The 18,604-nt window shown below is 66.8% G+C and carries 19 protein-coding genes; 12 read left to right on the top strand and 7 right to left on the bottom strand.

Annotated elements, in window-relative coordinates; genetic code table 11:
* Positions 1-207 precede the first annotated feature (207 nt).
* The 10 genes from OG876_RS35735 to OG876_RS35690 all read left to right on the top strand — a co-directional run bounded on the left by OG876_RS35735 (position 208) and on the right by OG876_RS35690 (position 9,946).
* Positions 208-1,611 carry an extracellular solute-binding protein gene (locus tag OG876_RS35735; protein WP_328521125.1) on the top strand — a complete coding sequence of 468 codons (1,404 nt, stop codon included), beginning with the start codon at positions 208-210 and terminating at the stop codon, positions 1,609-1,611.
* Entirely contained in the window at positions 1,608-2,549 is a 942-nt protein-coding gene (locus OG876_RS35730; protein ID WP_328521124.1) for a carbohydrate ABC transporter permease, read from the top strand. The genes OG876_RS35735 and OG876_RS35730 overlap by 4 nt, the downstream gene beginning before the upstream one ends.
* Positions 2,546-3,466: a carbohydrate ABC transporter permease gene (locus OG876_RS35725; RefSeq protein ID WP_328521123.1), complete on the top strand. Its 921-nt coding sequence runs from the start codon at positions 2,546-2,548 to the stop codon at positions 3,464-3,466. Before OG876_RS35730 ends, OG876_RS35725 begins: the two co-directional genes overlap by 4 nt.
* Positions 3,467-3,489: 23 nt before the next feature.
* Entirely contained in the window at positions 3,490-3,936 is a 447-nt protein-coding gene (locus OG876_RS35720) for a Rieske (2Fe-2S) protein (RefSeq protein WP_328521122.1), read from the top strand.
* Positions 3,937-3,958: 22 nt separating this feature from the next.
* Positions 3,959-4,909 carry a PDR/VanB family oxidoreductase gene (locus OG876_RS35715; RefSeq protein ID WP_328521121.1) on the top strand — a complete coding sequence of 317 codons (951 nt, stop codon included), beginning with the start codon at positions 3,959-3,961 and terminating at the stop codon, positions 4,907-4,909.
* A gap of 31 nt (positions 4,910-4,940) precedes the next feature.
* The gene (locus OG876_RS35710; RefSeq protein ID WP_328521120.1) at positions 4,941-6,035 is read left to right on the top strand and encodes an amidohydrolase family protein; all 1,095 of its coding nucleotides are present in this window, start codon (positions 4,941-4,943) and stop codon (positions 6,033-6,035) included.
* An 8-nt stretch (positions 6,036-6,043) separates the two neighbouring features.
* Complete coding sequence (locus tag OG876_RS35705; protein WP_328521119.1) at positions 6,044-7,153, top strand: amidohydrolase family protein; 1,110 nt, start codon at positions 6,044-6,046, stop codon at positions 7,151-7,153.
* Positions 7,150-8,238, top strand: a complete 1,089-nt coding sequence (locus OG876_RS35700; protein WP_328521118.1) for a mandelate racemase/muconate lactonizing enzyme family protein — start codon at positions 7,150-7,152, stop codon at positions 8,236-8,238. Before OG876_RS35705 ends, OG876_RS35700 begins: the two co-directional genes overlap by 4 nt.
* Positions 8,239-8,330: 92 nt before the next feature.
* Positions 8,331-9,386 carry a Gfo/Idh/MocA family protein gene (locus tag OG876_RS35695; protein ID WP_328521117.1) on the top strand — a complete coding sequence of 352 codons (1,056 nt, stop codon included), beginning with the start codon at positions 8,331-8,333 and terminating at the stop codon, positions 9,384-9,386.
* Positions 9,387-9,454: 68 nt separating this feature from the next.
* Positions 9,455-9,946, top strand: a complete 492-nt coding sequence (locus tag OG876_RS35690; RefSeq protein WP_328521116.1) for an RNHCP domain-containing protein — start codon at positions 9,455-9,457, stop codon at positions 9,944-9,946.
* Positions 9,947-10,074: 128 nt separating this feature from the next.
* Here OG876_RS35690 and OG876_RS35685 read toward each other — a convergent pair whose 3' ends face one another.
* From OG876_RS35685 to OG876_RS35675, 3 genes are all read right to left on the bottom strand, one after another.
* Positions 10,075-11,787, bottom strand: a complete 1,713-nt coding sequence (locus tag OG876_RS35685; RefSeq protein ID WP_328521115.1) for an MFS transporter — start codon at positions 11,785-11,787, stop codon at positions 10,075-10,077.
* 40 nt (positions 11,788-11,827) lie between these two features.
* Positions 11,828-12,259, bottom strand: coding sequence for a MarR family winged helix-turn-helix transcriptional regulator (locus tag OG876_RS35680; RefSeq protein WP_328521114.1), 432 nt, complete (start codon positions 12,257-12,259; stop codon positions 11,828-11,830).
* Between the two features lie 265 nt (positions 12,260-12,524).
* Positions 12,525-12,866, bottom strand: a complete 342-nt coding sequence (locus OG876_RS35675; protein WP_328521113.1) for a hypothetical protein — start codon at positions 12,864-12,866, stop codon at positions 12,525-12,527.
* Between the two features lie 263 nt (positions 12,867-13,129).
* On the opposite strand from OG876_RS35675, the gene OG876_RS35670 reads away from it, so the two are divergent.
* The gene (locus tag OG876_RS35670) at positions 13,130-13,603 is read left to right on the top strand and encodes a DUF1269 domain-containing protein (protein WP_328521112.1); all 474 of its coding nucleotides are present in this window, start codon (positions 13,130-13,132) and stop codon (positions 13,601-13,603) included.
* On the opposite strand, the gene OG876_RS44160 is transcribed toward OG876_RS35670, so the two are convergent.
* From OG876_RS44160 to OG876_RS35660, 3 genes are all read right to left on the bottom strand, one after another.
* The gene (locus tag OG876_RS44160) at positions 13,551-14,192 is read right to left on the bottom strand and encodes a nitric oxide synthase oxygenase (RefSeq protein ID WP_442914201.1); all 642 of its coding nucleotides are present in this window, start codon (positions 14,190-14,192) and stop codon (positions 13,551-13,553) included. The genes OG876_RS35670 and OG876_RS44160 overlap by 53 nt on opposite strands.
* A gap of 154 nt (positions 14,193-14,346) precedes the next feature.
* Positions 14,347-14,751, bottom strand: coding sequence for a TOBE domain-containing protein (locus OG876_RS35665; RefSeq protein WP_328521111.1), 405 nt, complete (start codon positions 14,749-14,751; stop codon positions 14,347-14,349).
* Between the two features lie 218 nt (positions 14,752-14,969).
* On the bottom strand, positions 14,970-16,082 hold the full coding sequence (locus OG876_RS35660) for a pyridoxal phosphate-dependent aminotransferase (protein ID WP_328521110.1): 1,113 nt from the start codon (positions 16,080-16,082) through the stop codon (positions 14,970-14,972).
* 158 nt (positions 16,083-16,240) lie between these two features.
* Between OG876_RS35660 and OG876_RS35655 the strand changes: the two genes are divergently transcribed.
* Complete coding sequence (locus OG876_RS35655; RefSeq protein ID WP_328521109.1) at positions 16,241-17,011, top strand: GntR family transcriptional regulator; 771 nt, start codon at positions 16,241-16,243, stop codon at positions 17,009-17,011.
* 64 nt (positions 17,012-17,075) lie between these two features.
* Here the strand turns inward: OG876_RS35655 and OG876_RS35650 are convergent, their stop codons facing one another.
* Entirely contained in the window at positions 17,076-18,572 is a 1,497-nt protein-coding gene (locus tag OG876_RS35650) for a CoA-acylating methylmalonate-semialdehyde dehydrogenase (RefSeq protein ID WP_328521108.1), read from the bottom strand.
* Between the last annotated feature and the right edge of the window lie 32 nt (positions 18,573-18,604).

Below are 18,604 nucleotides of genomic sequence, written 5' to 3'. Positions count from 1 at the left end.
GCAGGCGGGCTTCAGACTTCCGAATATTGGAAGTTCTATTCCGCATAGTGTTGACACTCTGGTCTGGCAGGCGAACACTTGGGATACACCCAAGATCAACAGCCCGCAGCTGTCAGCGCCGCGTAGTACATCGGTGTAGATGGCTGTTGTTGCGCAGACTCTGGGGGCCTGTGCCGGGCGAACCGCCTGTCAAGGGAGACCATCGCCATGACCTCCGGCTCGTTGTTCACCCGCCGCCGACTACTCCAAGGGGGCCTTGGACTGGCCGCCGCCGGCGTTGCCGGCAACTCGTTGATCGCCTGCGGATCGCAGTCGTCCGGCACGCCCGCGGGCTGGACCGAGGTGACCTTCAGTTCCGTCGGTGATCCGACCACCCAGAAGATGTTCAAGGACATGATCGCGGCTGCTCAGAAAGAGAGCCTCGACGAGCACAAGATCAAGATCGTCTGGAAGCCCGCCCCTGGAGACGACTGGGCGAGCGTGATGCTGCAGTTCGCCTCCGGCACGGCGGCCGACCTGCAGCGCATCGACGACGACCGGGTGTACGACCTGGCGACGAACGGCAAGATCCTGCAGTTGGACAAGATGATGCAGGACGCCGGCGACGGGTTCGACCTGACCAAGTACAGCCCGACGTTCACGACGAAGGTCGCTGTCGAGGGATACCAGTTCTCGATCACGCCTGGCATGAGTGCGAACGCGCTGTACTACAACAAGAAGCTGTTCGCCGATGCCGGGCTCACGGCGCCGACCTCGTGGTCCGAGGCGTGGAGCTGGGACGAGTTCGACGCAGCCGTCAAGACGTTGACGAAGAAGAATGGCAGCCGGACCGATACCTACGGTCTGCAGTACGCCGTCAACACGGTCCAGGCCACGGCGTACGGTGCTGGTGACACCGCGCTCTACAACAACCAGACCGAATGCGGTTACGGCAAGCCGGAGACGGCGGCCGCGATCGACAAGCAGGTCTCCTACATCCGCGACGGTTACGCCCCCACCATCGACGTGGAGTACCTGCCGCTGTTCAACGCGGGGAAGCTCGCGATGACGTGGCAGGCCATGGACATCAGCGCGCAGATCAGCAAGAGCATCGACTGGGACGTGATGCCCTGGCCCAAGACGCCGGTCTTCGCCATGACGAAGAACTACGCCCGGACCTGGGTCATCCCGAAGACCGCGAAGGATCCGCAGGCCGCCTTCCTGGCGATGAAGGCCCTGTGCGGCAAGGCGGCCTCGGAGGTGATGGCCAAGGCACAGTTCGCCGTTCCGGCGCTGACCGAGGTGGCCAAGAGCGCCGCGTTCACCGACCATCCGCGGCCGAAGACCGCCCACGTCTGGGCCGAAGCGCTGGGCAACGCGGCAGGCCACCCGGTCGATGTGCCGTTCCCGCGTGGGCCTATCGGGACGGTGCTCGCCGACTCCTTCGTCGAAGGCACCAATGCCAACAACCTGATGAGCGGCAAGCTCGCCACCGCCGACTACATCAGCCGCGGACGGGCCGCAGTCAACGCTGAAATCAAGAAACGCGGCTGGAACGGGAACAAGGGCAAGGAGTTGCTCGAGAAGGGAGGAGCGCTCACCGATCCCGACCTGAAGGTCGCGGCGAAGTGACGGCCGCACAGACCATCCAGGCGCCGGACAACAAAGCAGCCCACCGGCAGGTGCGACACCGCGGAGTGCGGCGCCGCAACCTCCGCGGCTGGATGTTCATCGGTCCGGTCGTGCTCGGGACGCTGCTCTTCAACGTCATCCCGGTCGTGCCCACACTGGTGACGAGCTTCACCGACTGGGACGGCCTGGCGGCACCGACGTTCAAAGGCCTGGCCAACTACCAGGAGATGTTCTCCGGGCAGGATCCGCTGTTCGGCAAGAGCTTGATCAACACGGCCATCTACACGGTCGGGTACGTCCCGGTCGGGATCATCATCGGGATCGCCCTGGCCCTGCTGGTCAACAACCGGCTTCGAGGCATTGCCGTCATCCGGGCGCTGATCTTCCTGCCGTACGTGACGTCCCTGGTCGCCGTCGGCGTGGTCAGCCGGTGGGTGTTCAGCGATCAGTACGGCGTCATCAACGCGGTCCTGGCGTCGTTCGGCATCACCGGACCGCACTGGCTGGGTGAACCCGGATCGGCCATGGCCGCGGTGATCGCCACCGCGATCTGGGCGAACATGGGCTTCAACATGATCATCGTCCTGGCCGGCCTGCAAGGGGTCCCGGAGACGCTGATCGAGGCAGCCACCCTCGACGGGGCCGGCCGGTTCTCACGCTTCGTCCACGTGACGCTGCCGTTCCTCACGCCGACGATCTTCCTGTTGCTGATCCTGCAGACGATCGGCTCGTTCCAGGTCTTCGCGCTCGTCCTGGTGATGACGGGCGGCGGACCGGGCGACGGCACGTACGTCTACATCTACCACCTCTGGTACGAGGCGTTCACGCTGCGACGGATGGGCTACGCCTCGGCACTGGCGATCGTGCTCTTCGCCGTGCTCCTCGCGGTCACCTGGATCCAGAACCGGCTTTCGAAGAGGTGGGTGTTCTATCAATGACGGTCGAAGACACTCGGGCTCCCCAACAGCTCGCGCCACCGCGGTCGCCGGTGCCGCAGGACGATCCCGGCGTCGAACGGCGACGCCGGCCGCGCCGGATCGTCGCACCGACGGCGACGTACGTCGTCTGCGTCATGGTGGCGTTGGTTGCCATCGGCCCGTTTCTGTGGATGCTGTCAAGCTCGTTCAAGGAGCCCGGCGACGTGATCAGCCTGACGCCGCATCTGCTGCCACAGCCGTTCACCGGCGAGAACTACGCCTACCTGATCAACAACGGCGTCCTGCCCTTCATCCGGTTCCTCGGCAACAGTGCCTACATCACGGTGCTGGTGATCATCGGCCGGCTGTTCGTCTGTGCGCTGGGCGCCTACGGCTTCGCGAGACTGCAGTTCCGCGGGCGGGACGCCGCCTTCGGGCTGTTGCTCGCCTCGCTGATGATCCCGGACATGCTGATGGTGCTGCCGCTGTACTCGGCGTACGTGAAGGCCGGTCTGATCGACACCCACTTCCCGTTGATCATTCCGCCGATCGTCGCCAACACGTTCGGCACCTTCCTGCTCCGGCAGTTCTTCCTGACCATCCCCAAGGAGTACGACGAAGCCGCCCTCGTCGACGGTGCGAGCCATTTCCGGATCTTCGTGAGCATCATTCTGCCGCTGTCGAAGCCGGCCCTGGCCACCCTCGCGGTGCTGACCTTCGTCAACGTGTGGAACGACTTCTTCGGCCCGCTGGTCTACCTCAGTGATGTCAACAAGTTCACCGTCCCGGTCGGGCTGGCGTTCTTCCAGACGCAGGACAGTACCCAGTACGGCCCGCTGATGGCCGGAGCGACGCTGGCCATCATCCCGACCGTCCTGGTCTTCGTCTTCGCGCAGAAGTACTTCACCCGCGGAATCTCGATGACCGGAATCAAATGATGCCTTCTGGACAAGGAGACAACGTGACGAAGTACGTAGTGGCGACCGTCGACGAGATCCCACCCGGCCACCGGAAGGTGGTCGAGATCGCCAAGCGGTCGATCGGCGTCTTCAACGTCAAGGGCAACTACTACGCGATCCGCAACCAGTGCCCGCACGGCGGCGGACCGATGTGTGAGGGCGTGACCTCGGGACTGGTCCGTTCGGACAAGCCGGGGAAGTACGACTACATCATGCGCGGGGAGATCATCCGCTGCCCCTGGCACGGCTGGGAGTTCGAGATCGCCACCGGGCAGTCCTGGTTCGACCCCGCGAAGACCAAGGTCAAGGCGTATCCGACCGGGGTGGAGTCCGGTGAGGCCCTGGCCAAGAATCCGGAGCTCTCCGCGGCCGGGTTCCAGCCCGGTCCGTACTCCGGTGAAACGTACGAGGTCGAGGTCGACCGCGACTATGTCATTGTCAATATCTGACGCCCGTGGGGGAGCGGAGTTGGTGCGCGAAACGAGCATGCCGTTGCGGGTGAAGTCCCACCAGCAGGTCTCGTCCGGCGTGAGCGAGCTGGTGCTCGTCGCTGACGATTCCTCGGAGCTGCCGTCGTGGGCTCCGGGGAGTCATATCGACGTACAGGTTCGGCCCGGGCTCGTTCGGCAGTACTCGCTGTGTGGCGATCCCGAGGATCGCAGCCAGTGGCGCATCGCCGTACTGCGGGAGCCCGAGAGTCGAGGTGGATCCGCCGCGTTGTGCGAGCGCGTCCAGCCCGGTGACGTGCTGACGGCGACCGGCCCGCGCAACCACTTCCCGCTCCACGATTCCCCGCAGTACCTGTTCATCGCCGGCGGGATCGGGATCACCCCGATCATCCCGATGATCGCTGCAGCGCACGCGGCGGGCGCCGAGTGGCGCCTGGTCTACGGCGGTCGCAGCGAGGCGTCGATGGCCTACCGGGACGAGGTCGGGAGTTACGGTCCCGAGCGAGTCCTCGAATGGCCGCAGGATCGTCGCGGCTTGATCGAACTGGATCAGCTCCTCGCCGAACCCCAGCCCGGGACGTTGATCTACTGCTGCGGTCCCGAACCGCTGATCGCGGCCGTCGAGGCGAAGAGCGCGCACTGGCCGCACCGGACCCTTCAGGTGGAGCGGTTCGCGCCGAGACCGCTGACCGAGGTCGCTCCCAACACGTCCTTCGAGATCGAACTGGTCGAGAGTGACGAGGTCCTCGTCGTACCGCCCGACAAGTCCATCCTCGAGGTCGTGGACGAGGCCGGTGTCTATGTCCTGTCCAACTGCGAAGAGGGAACCTGCGGCACCTGCCAGACGACCGTGCTGGAAGGCATTCCGGATCATCGGGACTCGGTTCTCGACGACGACGAGCGCGCCGCGAACGACACGATGATGATCTGCGTCTCGCGCGCGCTCTCGTCCCGGCTGGTCCTCGACCTGTGAGTTCCCCACAACCACGAAGGTGAGAGCACAAGTGGCCATCCAACAACTCGAGAACTACGCACGCCCCCAGCAGTGGGCCGGACTCGCCCTGATCGACACCGACGTACACATCAACCTCGACAGCCTGAAGAGTCTGTTCCCCTACCTCGAGGCTCGGTGGCGCGACTACATCACCGAGTCCGGTATGGGCGGGCTGGCCTCGACCCTCTATCCGTCCAACGCGCCGAATCTCTTCCTCGAGGGTTCCCGGCCGGAGCAGGGACCGCCCGGGTCCAGCCTCGAGCTCCTCCGGAGTCAGTTGCTCGACCCGTGGGAGTTGCAGTACGCGATCCTGAACTGCACCTACGCCATCGACTCCATCCACAACGACGACCTGGCGGCTGCGCTCGCCCGGGCGCTGAATCGCTGGCAGTTGCACGAGTGGCTGGAGCAGGATCCCCGGCTCCGCGGATCGGCTGTGCTTCCGCTGCAGAATCCGGCGTTCGCGGCCAAAGAGGTCGAATGGGCCGCGCAGCACAGTCAGTTCGTCCAGGTGACCGTCCCGTCCCGCAGCCGTGAGCCACTCGGCCGGCGCGGATTCTGGCCGATCTACGAAGCCGCGCGAAACGCCGGGCTCGTTGTCGGTGTCCAGGCCGGCGGGCTCAGCGGCAACCCGGTGACGCCTGTCGGCTGGCCGACGTACTTCGTCGAGGACTACGTGAATGTTCCGCTGGCGTTCCAGGCACAGCTGCTGAGCTTCGTCACCGAAGGTGTCTTCGTCGAGTTCCCCGAGCTGACCGTCGCGACGATCGAGGGCGGCTTCAGTTGGCTGCCGCCGTTGATGTGGCGGTTCGACAAGGACTGGAAGGGTCTGCGCCGTGAGGTTCCGTGGGTGGAGCGGCCTCCGTCCGAGGTGCTGCGCCAGCACGTTCGGATGACCATCGCGCCGCTCGACCGGCCCGACACCCCGGAGTTCCTCGTCGAGGTCATCGACCAGCTTCTCTGCGACGAGATGCTGATGTTCTCGACCGACTACCCGCATGCGCACTTCGCGAACGCCGCCGACGCGCTGCCCGACGGGATCTCAGGGGATCTGCAGACCAAGATCATGTCCGGCAACGCGCACGCGACGTACCGGCTGGGATGAGGAGAGACATGACTGAGACACAGACGCAGCCACGGGCCGTACGCCGTACCGCTGCGAAGCAGATGATCATCGACTGCGACATCCACAACGTGATGGCACCTGGCGCCCTGGAGCCCTACCTCTCGAGTCGCTGGCTCAACCATCTGAAGACCTTCGGCTCACGCCAGCACTCGGGAAACGTGTATCCCAAGGGATCGCCGGCCCGGTACGACGCCTTTCCGCCGTCCGGACTGCCCGCGGGTGCCGATCTGGGGTTCATGCAGAAACAGCATCTCGACGGATTGAACGTCGAGTTCGGGATCCTCGGCCCGCTGAGTTCCTCCGGCAGCCAAATGGATCCCGAGTTCTCCGCGGCGCTGTCGGCGGCGACCAACGACTGGCAGATCAAGGAGTGGCTCGAGCCGGAGCCGCGGCTGCGAGCGGGCATGATCGTGCCGGCCGAGCACAGCGAGCAGGCGGTCGCTGAGATCGAGCGACTCGCGGGTCATCCGGGGTTCGTGCAGGTTCTGCTGGTCGCACGTAGTTCGGCACCGCTCGGCGATCGGCGCTATTGGAAGATGTACGAGGCCGCCGCCCGTCATGACCTGCCCGTCGGCATTCACTACGGCGGTGGCGTCCGCGGCGTACCCATCAGTGCGGCAGGTTGGCCGTCCTTCTACCTGGAGGATCACGCCGGGATGTCCGGTGCGTTCCAGGCGCACGTGGCGAGCCTGATCTTCGGCGGGATCTTCGAGCGGCTTCCGAACCTGCGCATCGCGCTGATCGAGGGCGGGTTCGGCTGGTTGCCGTCCCTAGCCTGGCGAATGGACACCCATTGGGAGCGCTTCCGCTCGGAGGTTCCGCACGTTCGGCGCAGGCCGTCGGAGTACCTGCGCGAGCACTTCTGGATGACGACGCAGCCGATCGAGGAACCGCATCGGCCGGCCGACCTGCACAAGGTGTTCGCACACCTCGGCGGAACCGACAAGGTGATGTTCTCGACGGACTATCCGCACTGGGACTTCGACCATCCCGCGCACGCCTTCCAGGTCCGGTTGCCCGCGGCGCAGCGGGACAGCATCTACACGGAGAACGCCCGGGCCTTCTACAAGCTGCCGGCTCGGGCGGAGTCGCTTTGACCAAGATCATCTCGATCGAGACGTTCGACGGCCACGGCTGCATCGTCCGCGTCCGTACCGACGACGGGCTCGTGGGATATGGGCAGACCGCGCACTCCGAGGCCCGGATCACGGGGGAGGTGTTGCACACTCTGATCGCGCCGAACTATCTCGGTCGCGACCCGTTCGATGTGATGACCCTGGCCGAGGAGTGCGCACGGGCCGAGTACAAGTACTTCGGCAGCTTCGTGTTCCGAGCACTGGCCGGCGTGGACACCGCGCTGTGGGACCTGGTGGGCAAGGCGAAGTCCCAGCCGGTGTACCAGCTGCTCGGTGGAAAGTTCCGGCCGTCGGTGCCGGTCTACGGCTCGGCCATGCGTCGCGACACGACGCCTGCGGAGGAGGTTGATCGGATGGTCGCCGCCGTCGCTGCGCATGGCTTCCGCGCGGTGAAGATCAAGATCGGCGAGCGTAACGGTCGCGATGCGGAGTCGCGTACCGGCCGGACCTGGCAGTTGGTTCCCCTGCTGCGGAAGGAACTCGGCGACGACATCGAGATCAGCGCGGATGCCAATGGCGCCTACTCCCCGGGCCAGGCGGTCCGGATCGGGCGACTGCTCGAGGAGCACGACTACCTGCACTTCGAAGAGCCGGTGCCGTTCTGGGAGTACGAGAACACCAGGAGCGTCGCGGCCGCCCTCGACATCCCCGTCGGGCTGGGGGAGCAGGAGTTCTCGGTCGAGAACATGGGACGGATCGTGCGGGACGGCGTGGCCGATGTCATCCAGCCCGATGTCTGTTACATCGGCGGCATCACGCGTGCTCGGCAGGTTGCGGAGCTGGCCAACCTTGCCGGGCTCCCGTGCGTACCGCATTCGTCAGGGAGATCGCTGACGGCGATCTTCACCGCGCATCTGGTGACAGCGATGCCGGCGTGCAACCTCTTTCACGAGTGGACCATCGAGGACGCCTCGGCGATGCGGGTCTACGAGCCCTTCCCGGTCGCGCGGGACGGCGAGGTGGTGCTGTCCGACGCGCCTGGTTGGGGAGTGGAGATTTCCGACTCCACCCTGCAGCGGATGGAGCGAAGGGTGTCGTCCCTCTGACCGTGGACGGCTCGCCAGGGGTTGGCAAGCGCTTGCCAAACTGGCATAGGGTGAGTGGCAGTCGAAGCTTCGTCGAGTCGGGAGGAATACGAGTGACTTCCACGCAGGCTGTCAGGTTCGCCGCGGTCGGGCTTGATCACGCGCACATCTTCGGTCAGATCGCGGGCCTGATCGGGGCTGGTGCGGAGTTCGTCGGGATGGCGACCGACGATCCGTCGGCTGCGATCGCGACCCGGGTCCGGGAGCAGTACCCGGATGTTCCGGTGGTCGAGAGTCCGGACGACTTGCTCAGCCGGGACGGGATCGACTTGATCGTGACGGCCGCCGTACCGGATCGGCGGGGGCCGATCGCGGTGGCGGCGTTGCGGGCCGGCAAGGACGTGATGACCGACAAGCCCGGCTGTGTGAGTTTGGAACAGTTGGAGGAGATCGAGAAGGCGGTCGGTCAGACCGGGCGGTTCTGGTCGGTGACGTTCTCGGAGCGGTTCGAGGTGCCGAGCGTGATCAAGGCCGGTGAGCTGGTCCGCGAGGGCCGGATCGGGACCGTGGTGCAGACACTGGGGATCGGGCCGCACCGTGTGGGGGACCGGGGCCATCTCGGTGGTGGGGCGGGTCGCCCGGACTGGTTCTACGACAACAACCGGTACGGCGGGATCCTGACCGACATCGCGTCCCACCAGATCGACCAGTTCCTGTGGTTGACCGGCGCCCGGACCGCTGAGGTTGTGGCGAGCACGGTGGGGAACTTCGCCAACCCCGACGAGCCTGGTCTGCAGGATTTCGGTGAGATCCTGCTGCGCAGTGACAACGCCCAGGGTTACATCCGGGTCGACTGGTACACCCCGGCCGGTCTGCCCACTTGGGGCGACGGTCGCCTGATGATCCTCGGCACGGACGGCTACATCGAGTTGCGCAAGTACGTGGATATCGCGGGCCGGGATGGTGGCGACCATCTGTTCCTGGTCAATCAGGAAGGTATGCAGTACATCGACTGCTCGCAGGTGCAGACCACCTACTACTCCGATCTGGTTCGCGACGTACGGGATCGAACCACCTCGGCCGCACCGCAGGAGCACACTTTCGAAACCATGCGCCTGGCCCTGACGGCCCAGCAGCGGGCGACCGTCCGCGGAGCGGCACGGGGATGAATCGTCGATGGTTCCCAGGAGTTAATCGATTGACGCTGGTAGAGGCGGGCTGATCTGCTGGAGGCGGTGTGCCGGATGAGCCGGCGCGGACCGGAAGGAGGGAAGCCGATGTCTGTCCTGTCCAGCAGCTTCGCTCTGAAAGGTTCTTTGGCTTGGCATTCGCACGTTCGTTCAGCTGTGAGCACTGCGGCGTAGAGGTTTCCCTCGACGCCCCTGGAACTACCCATCGCAACCATTGCCCGAGCTGTCTGTGGTCGCGCCATCTCGACCGCAACGTCCCGGGTGATCGCAAGGCCGATTGCGCCGGCGGCATGGAGCCGATCGCGGTCACGGTCCGCGGCGAGGGCCGCTGGGTCCTCATCCACAGGTGCACCAACTGTGGGCGACTCCGTCTCAACAAGACTGCCGGAGACGACAACGTCCTGCTCCTGATGCGGCTGGCGGCGCTTCCGCTGACCATGCCGTTCATCCCGTTCGCGGCCGAGCCCGAGCCGGAGACCAACGGCAACGGCTCGCATCCCGCCATCCGCAAGCCGAGGGCCCGCAAAACCAAGGCCTGAGTGAGGCCGTCAGACCCGTGGCGGCGCCTTATGGGACGCCGACCACGGGCCTGACGAGCGCGGCCGGCCGAATAGTTGCGTTAGGCAATAACACCCTCCGTCGCTCGGAGCCGCATCGCATGCCTGGGTTAGGTGTTCTGCTGTGCAGCTAGCAGGCTGGCAACCGGTACGGCGTTTTTGCCGGGTTCGACCAGTACGACCGTGCGGGCCGCGGCGTGGGTCACTGCGGTCGTGAAGCTACCGTCGGCGAACTGGGCCGCCGGCCCGCGTGGGGACCGACCGACTGCAACCACGCGCGCGTCGACGTCGTCGGCGTGCTGGGCGAGGACCCGGCCTGCGGCAGCGTGGTCGCCGACGCTGGTGAGCACCTGACCGGTGGCAGCGATGCCTTGCGCGAACAGCCGGTCGAGGTGGTCCTGGACCGCGGTGTGTGCCTGTTCGGCGTCCTCGGCGTCGATGGCCAGTTCTTCGACCACGGCGGTCTCGCGGACGTGGACGACCTCCAATGGGCGACCGGCGTCGCGGGCGATCATGGCGGCCGCGTCGACGATTTCGGCGGCGTCGTCGGTGGCACCGACCGCGACGATGACCGGTTGGTACCCAGCCGTCGGTGTGTCGCCGACGGGTTGCAGGCTCGGGCGTACGGTCTCGCCCTCGGCCGCGCCCTTCTCGGCTGCGGCGACCAGTTTGTGGCCGGAGGCGAGGACGACGATGGCCAGGATGAAGGCGACGCCGCCGACGTAGAAGGGGACGCTGAGGTTGGTAGCGTCGGCGAGCTTGCCCGCGGCGAACGGCGCGAGGCCGCCGCCGATGAACCGGACGAAGCCGTACGCCGAGGAGGCGACCGGCCGCTCCACCGGCGAGACGAGCATGACCGCCTGGGTGGTCAACGTGTTGTTGATGCCGATGAACGCGCCACTGATGATGACCGCGACGATGACCGCCGCCGGAGTGTTCACGCCGATCGCGATCACGGCCATGACGATGCCGAGGCAGAACAGGTTGACGTAGAGCACCGGCGCCGTACCGAAGCGCGCCTGCAGCCGCGGTGCGAAGAACACGCTGAAGGCGGCGACCAGCAGGCCCCAGCCGGTGAAGACGAGGCCGAGCTTGTGGGCGTTGAGTTCCATGGGGTACGGCGCGTAGCCGAGCATGGTGAAGAATCCCCAGTTGTAGAGCAGCGCCATGATGCCCATGGTCAGCAGGCCGCGGTGCCGCAACGCCTTGAGCGGCGCGGCCAGCGATGTCTTGTGCTCTGGTTTCGGCAGGTTCGGGACGAACGCGACGGTCGCGACGAGGGCGATGAACATCAGGACCGCGACGCCGAAGAACGGCCAGCGCCAGCTGATGCTGCCGAGCTCGCCGCCGAGCAGTGGCCCGACCGCGATGCCGAGGCCGAGCGCGGTCTCGTACAGGATGATCGCCCCGGCGAAGCCGCCGCTGGCCGAGGCCACGATGACGGCGAGGCTGGTCGCGATGAACAGGGCGTTGCCCAGGCCCCAGCCGGCGCGGAAACCGACGATGCCGCCGATGGTGTTCGAGGTGCCGGCGAGCGCGGCGAACGCGACGATGAGGATCAGTCCGAGGATCAGAGTTCGCTTGGCACCGATGCGGCTGGATACCCAGCCGACGACCAGCATCGCGACCGCGGTCACGACCAGGTAGCTGGTGAACAGCAGCGACACCTGGCTCGGCGTGGCGTGCAAGCTGCCGGCCAGTGCGGGCAGGATCGGATCGACGAGCCCGATGCCCATGAACGAGACGACACAGGCGAATGCCACGGCCCAGACGGCACGCGGCTGCTTGAACGGGCTCGGAGCCGTCCCATGGGATGCAGTCATCTGCAGGTTCTCCTGACGGTGGTGTTGTCGATGCGCGTAGTCAGTCGGATGCCCGGGACTCGACGAGTCGGGCGAGCGCGGGAAGTGCGGCGGCGATGGCGGCCTGATCCTGCGGATCCAGGCGGTTGAGCAGGTGCTGCAGCGCCTCGGCGCGCTCCGCACGCCGGCGCCTGAGGAGATCGAGGCCGGCTTCGGTCGCTTCCACCAGCACGGTGCGGCGGTCGTCGCTCTTCGCGGTGCGGCGCACCAGGCCCTCGCGTTCCATCCGGGTGACCAACTGCGTCATCCCTGGCTGGGAGGCGCGCTGGGCGTGAGCCAGCTCCGTCAGCCCGTGGGGTCCGTCACGTCCGAGGCGATTCAGGGCGGACGAGGCGGCCGCGCTGAGGTCGCCGGCGGTCGAGACCTGGCGGATGAACGTCACGAGGTGCTCGAGCACCACGACCAACTCAGCGCCGGAGGCATCCGATTGCATAACCCCATTATGCATAACCTCCTTATGAAAAAAACCGCCACCCTGAAAAGAGAGACGGACCTCACGTCCCGGGTCGCAGAGGCCCTACCAGCGGGTGACCGTCTCAGCCCAGGTCGCGGGCGGCCCGTGGGTGGTTAGCCGTTCGACTCATCGAGGCACCCGGTGCTGTGACCACAGCTTCGCCGATGAAGTTGCTGAAGGCAACTACTTGTTCGCATCGGCTGGGCGCTGGAGCACTGACGAAGGTGCCAGCGCCTGCCGGGGGCTAGCTTCGGCTGAGGTGCTTGGTGGAGTGTTTGCCGGTGTACCAGTGCGGCAGGAGGAGCAGTTCGTCTTGTTGCGAGGCCTCGTCGTCGCGGCTGCGGAGGTAGCGCCGCGTTTGGTCGGAGTCGACGCGAACCCGGGGGCCTCGACTGCCGTCGGTACGCCGTACGAATGCCCGGCCGTCGCCGTGGTCGAGCCACCGGATGAAGTCTGCTGCCGACGACTCTTCCGGATCGCGCCCGCCGGCGTCCCACCGCACCGCGAAGATGTTCTCGAGGTCCGGGTCCCCGGCCAGCCCGATCGCAGTCACGTACAACGTCGTGTAGCTCGCCAGGCTGGACATCGAACCGGTCCTTCCGTCGGTCTCGATTGCATCATGTGCCGGAACGGGCGCTCACGGAAGGCCTTGGCGGCAAGTCCAGGAATGCTTGTCCAGTACGTCGTACGAGCGTCTCGGCGTTGATCACTTCGGTGACGAAGGCGCGACGCACAGTTGCACTGAGGTGGTCCGGGAACCATCCGTCGGGGGTGAGGCGGTAGGTCTGGCCGACGCACTAGAAACGAGTATGTCGCGGTTGCGATTGGCCCACCTATCGAGGGAATCCCATGGGAAACAAGATCGTTGTGTTGGCAATTTTCGGGGACGAGGCGGCGGCGGATTCCGCTGCGCAGACACTCAAAGACTCCGGGCTCGCTAAGCATGATGCGATCGGGGTTCTGGTCCTGAACGAGAAGGGCGAGGTCAAGGCTGAAAAGGTCGGCAAACGCAGCACTGGCAAGGGAGCGGGAATCGGTCTGGCGCTGGCATTGTTCACCCCCGTCGGCCTCGCTGTCGGAGTAGTCGGTGGCGGACTTGTCGGTGCGCTGCACCACAAGGGGCTCGGAATGGACAAGGCCGCCCGTGAACGCCTCGGATCCGCGCTCAGCGATGGCAAGGCCGCCGTCGGAGTGCTGGCGCCGGTCGATGAAGCGACGGCGGTGTCGGACAAGCTGACAGAGCTGGGCGGTACGTCGGAGTCGCACACAGTCACCGACGAGGATCTCGAGGAAGCCAACGAGGCCGCGCCTGCCGCGTCCTAGCCGCGCCCCCTGGAGCCGATCGCAGCCACGGTCCGCGACGCGGGCCGTGGCCGGCCGGATAGTTGCGTTGGGCAATTGATTGAGCGGAAGGCGGGGGGACCGCCTTCGAGCGACCGGCGGGATGCGTCGTCGTCGGAGAAGAAGTTCGGCACCTTGTTCTCGACGTCGTGGAAGACCGGGGTCTGCGAGCCGGACATCGGCGACACGATCCGGCCGGGTAGGAGACACCGCCGATCTCCAGCCGGTCGTTGCTGATCACGGGGACCGCGTGCCACCGCATGCCGAGGTCGGCGAACCAGGTCAGCTCGGGGTGCTCGAGCGGGACCTCGTGAACCGCTTGACCGGGGAGCGGGAACATCCGCGGTCCCTCCTCGACGGTCTCCACGACGAGCGGGAGCCCGTCCAAGGCTCCCGTGCGCTCGGGCGGCCGCCACCCGCGCCGGATGAGTTCGCTGGTGAAAGCTCGGTAGCGAGGGTCCCCGAGGACACCCCCGTCCGGCTGCTCGTACCCGGCGTACCGGATGAGCTGCTCGTTCCAGATCCTAGGAGCGGGCAAACGCGCAGGCCAGATGCCGATTCGTGGCGCCACCACCAGCGTGACGCCAACGCGGCCGGCCGCCGCCGGCCAACCTACGGCGGTGGCTTCAGTGTGTGAAAGCCCACGCCGCTGCGTGCTGATGCCCCGTCAGCAGTCAATCGATTGATTGCCGACGTGGGTGGGTGCGGAATGGTGGACCCGGCACTCAGTTGTCAGCGACGAGAATGACATCCGAGGCCTTGATGAGGGCCGTGACGGTGCTGCCTTCCGCAAGGCCGAGGTCGTTGACCGCCTCGACGGTGATCGACGCCACGAGACGGACCCCGTTGGCATCGAGCTCGACGTTCGCGATCGCCTCGCCTCGGGTGATGCCGGTGACTCGCGCGGGAATCTGGTTGCGTGCGCTGATCTTCATGAGCCTGAGTGTAGTGATGCCTCCCGGATCGGCAGTTTCCACGAGCTGCCCGGCGGGCGCTTCAGGGTGGGGTGGGACGATGAGGCGTGCGGTGGGATTGGCGTTCTGGTGGGGTTGCGCCATCGCGTCGAGCACGTCGTCCAGCTCCGGGACGATCAGCTCGCCGGGATGGCCCGGGCTGAGGATGATCGCCATCGGCGGTACTGACACACCGTGGCTGGTGCTTGCCGTAGGCAACCAGATGCCTCACGGGTCACCCCTCGTGGTGATCTACCAGGCGGTGACCCGGCAGAGCCCTCTCGGCCGTCCTCCGGAGGACGGACGTCGCCGTGGACTCGTTGCTGGATATCCAGGTGCTCGCAACCGTGGTCGGCGGCCAGGTGGAGTACTGCGCCGACAGCGCACTGTGCTGACTACGAGGCGGATTCTTGGTGGGCTCGGGTGAGGGCGTCGACCAACTCGTTGAGCACTTGCTCGCTTGAGCCGAAGGTGAGGCGGACGTGGGTGTCGGGGGCGTGCATGTCGGCGCCGCGGATTGTCGCGATGCCGTGGCGCAGCAGAGTGCGGTCCATGTCGGCCGGGGTCTTGCCGAGGCGAGAGCAGTCGGCGAGCAAGAAGGCGCCGGCGGCGGGTCGCACGGGATCGGGCAGGCCGCTCGCCACGATGCCGTCGCAGACGAGGTCCCGCTTGGCCTGGTACGTCGAAAGCGCGCTGTCGAGCCAGTCGCGCGGCCCGGTGAGGGTAGCGACCGCAGCCCGTTGTGGAACCACGCCGCAACACACCGCCTCCCATTGGAGCCGGCGCTCGAGCGCGTCGATGATGGTCGGCGGCGCCACGACATAGCTGAGACGCCAGGTCGCGAGTGCGTAGTACTTGCTGAGACTGGTGATGGTGACGATGTGCGGCCAGCGGTCGGCGAAGGCCTCTACGGGTTGGTAGTGGCGACCGTCGTACGTGAAGTGCTGCCAGGAGTCGTCGGAGACGACGAGGAGCCGGTGGCGCGCCGCGATGTCGACCACCGCCGCGATGGTCGCGGCGTCGGGCAGGTAGCCCGTCGGGTTGTTCGGGTTGCACAGGAGGATCGCGCGGCTGTGTGGCGTGATGGCGGCCTCCAGCCTGGCGGGGTCGAGCGCCCAGCCGTCGCCCTCGAGGCACGGGACGTACGCCGGCGTCGCGCCGGATTCGCGGATGAGGCCGTCGAAGAAGAAGGTAGGCGTCGGGACGATGACCTCGTCGCCCGGAGCGAGCACGGTGCGCAGGACGAGGGAGAGGCCGTGCATCGCTCCGTGGGTGATGAGCAGGCGACGGTCGGGATCGACGCGGAGGCTGTGGTCGCGCCGGAGCTCGACGGCGATCGCCATCCGCAATTCGGGGAGACCACGGCTGTTGCGTGGGTCGGGCTGGTCCATCGCGTCCGCGACCGCCTGGCGTACATGCGCCGGCATGGGAAGGACCGGGGCGCCCACGAGCGGGAGGACCCGCACGCCGGCGTGGGTGCTCCGTGCCGCGCGGTCGCGCGCGCTCATCGCACCCATGGTCGGGAGGTCGCGCACGGGGGGAGTCCAAGATCGCTGCACAAGCAGAGTTTATCCCGTTGAGATATCAAAAGGGAATATAAACATCTTAGAACACATCCATTCGCTAGTGCTGCTGTATCAATTCGGCTCGGTGGTACGCTGATGGAGTGCCAGACATCCATTCTGTGATCCGGGGAACGCCTCACGTTCCCGCGCTCCTGCTGGTCGGTAGCGAAGAGAGCGGCCTCGACCGCACCAGCCAGGCCTATCGGGCGATCAGGCGCCAGATCATCGATCTGACGTTGCCGCCCGGGAGCAGCTTCACCGAGACGTCGCTCGCGCAGCAATGGCGGATCAGCAAGACGCCGGTCCGGGAGGCACTCGCGCGGCTGCGGCGGGACGGACTCGTGAACGCGCTCCCGCGCGCGGGGTACGTCGTCAGCCCGATCACACTCCAGGACACCGATGATCTGTGTGCGGTGCGGACACTGCTGTGCAGCGAGGCCGCCGCTGCCGCTGCACACCGAGGCGTCGAGGCGCCCGCGCTCAGGCGGCTCGAAGTGCTGTCCAAGGTGTCTTTCGAGCTCGCCGCGGGCGAAGTGGGGCTCGAAGAGTCGCTGCAGGCCGGGATCGAGTTCGAGGCCATCATCGCCAACTACAGCGGCAACAACCGGCTGGCCAAGGCGATCGTGGATCTGCTCGACGAGCTGGAGCGGGTGCTGCGGATGGCCACCTTGATCTCGCCTGACATCGCGAGTCCGCCGGGGGAGCTGCAAGCCATCTTCGAGCGACTGCGCGACCGGGACGTCGACGCCACCCGGGCCGCCTCGCACAAACGCTGCGAGCGGGTGCGCCAGGACGTCCTTCAGGTCCTGTCGAAGAGCGCCTCGGTCAGCAGGGCCAGCATCGAGATGCCGGTGCCGGCCCGCCCGAAGTAGCTCGCGCGGGCCGGCACCTGCGGCACCCGCCGGGGATCGGGTGCCGGGACGCGGCCTTGAGGGGTCAGACCGCGGTGGGGAAGTGGAGGTGCGGGCCGTCCGTCGTCTCCTCCGGCCAGCGAGTGGTGACGGCCTTCGCACGGGTGTAGAACGCGATGCCCTCGGGGCCGTGGACGTGATGGTCGCCGAAGAGCGAGTCCTTCCAACCGCCGAACGAGTAGAACGCCATCGGCACCGGGACCGGGACGTTGACGCCGATCATTCCGACCTGCACGGAGCGCTGGAAGGTACGCGCCGCCTGCCCGCTCGCGGTGAAGATCGCCGTGCCGTTGGCCCAGGGGTTGCGGTTGACGAGGTCGATGGCCTCCTCCAGCGTGCCCACCCGGACGACGACCAGCACCGGACCGAAGATCTCGTTGCGATAGACGTCCATCGCGGGCGTGACGTGGTCGAACACGGTCGGGCCGACGAAGAATCCGTTGCCCTCGACATCGAGTTTGCGGCCGTCCACGACGAGGTCGGCGCCCGCGTCGACGCCGAGGCCGATGTAGTCCCTGATCCGCTCGAGCGCCTCGGGTGACACGACCGGACCCATCTCGGCCCCGGCCTCCAGCCCCGGACCGACCTTGACGGCCTGCGCCTTCTTGCCCACCCGCTCGACGAGCGGATCGGCGACGTCGCCGACCGCGACGGCGACGGAGATCGCCATACAGCGTTGGCCCGCGGAGCCGTAGGCGGCAGCGATCAGGTGGTCGGCGGCCTGGTCGAGGTCGGCGTCCGGCAGTACGACGGCGTGGTTCTTGGCGCCACCGAGTGCCTGCACCCGCTTACCGCGCCGGGTCGCCCGCTCGTGCACGTACTGCGCGATCGGTGTCGAGCCGACGAACGACACCGCGGCGATGTCCGGGTGGTCGAGGATCGCGTCGACCGCGACCTTGTCGCCGTGGACGACGTTGAAGACGCCGTCGGGCAGGCCGGCGTCCACATACAGCTCGGCGAGGAAGTTGGAGGCCGACGGGTCGCGCTCGGAGGGCTTGAGGACGAACGTGTTGCCGGTCGCGATCGCGATCGGGTGCATCCACAGCGGGACCAGCGCGGGGAAGTTGAACGGCGTGATGCCGGCGCAGACGCCGAGTGGCTGGCGGAAGGAGAACAGGTCGACATCGGTCGAGACCTGGTCGGAGTACTCGCCCTTGAGCAACTGCGGGATCCCGCAGGCGAACTCGACCACCTCCATGCCGCGCAGGACCTCGGCCCGGGCGTCGTCGAGGACCTTGCCGTGCTCGGAGCAGACGATCCGGGCCAGGTCGTCGAGGTACTTCTCAACAAGGTTGCGGAAGGCAAACATCAGCCGCGAGCGGCGCATGACCGAGGTCTCGGCCCAGCCCGGCAGCGCGGCGCGCGCCGCCTGCACCGCCGCGTCGACGTCGGCGGCCTCGGCCAGGTAGACCTCGGCCTGGCGCTCACCGGTCGCGGGGTCCCACACCGGGGCGGTGCGGCTCGACTCGCCGGCGGTCTTCCGGCCGCCGATGCGGTGATGGATGGTCTTGATGGTGCTCACTGGCTTGCTCACCCTTCTGATCGGTTCCCAAG

Source organism: Kribbella sp. NBC_00359 (genome assembly GCF_036097425.1).
GTDB lineage: Bacteria > Actinomycetota > Actinomycetes > Propionibacteriales > Kribbellaceae > Kribbella.
The sequence above is the reverse complement of the archived record's forward strand: the minus strand, read 5'-3'. Positions and strand labels throughout refer to the sequence as shown.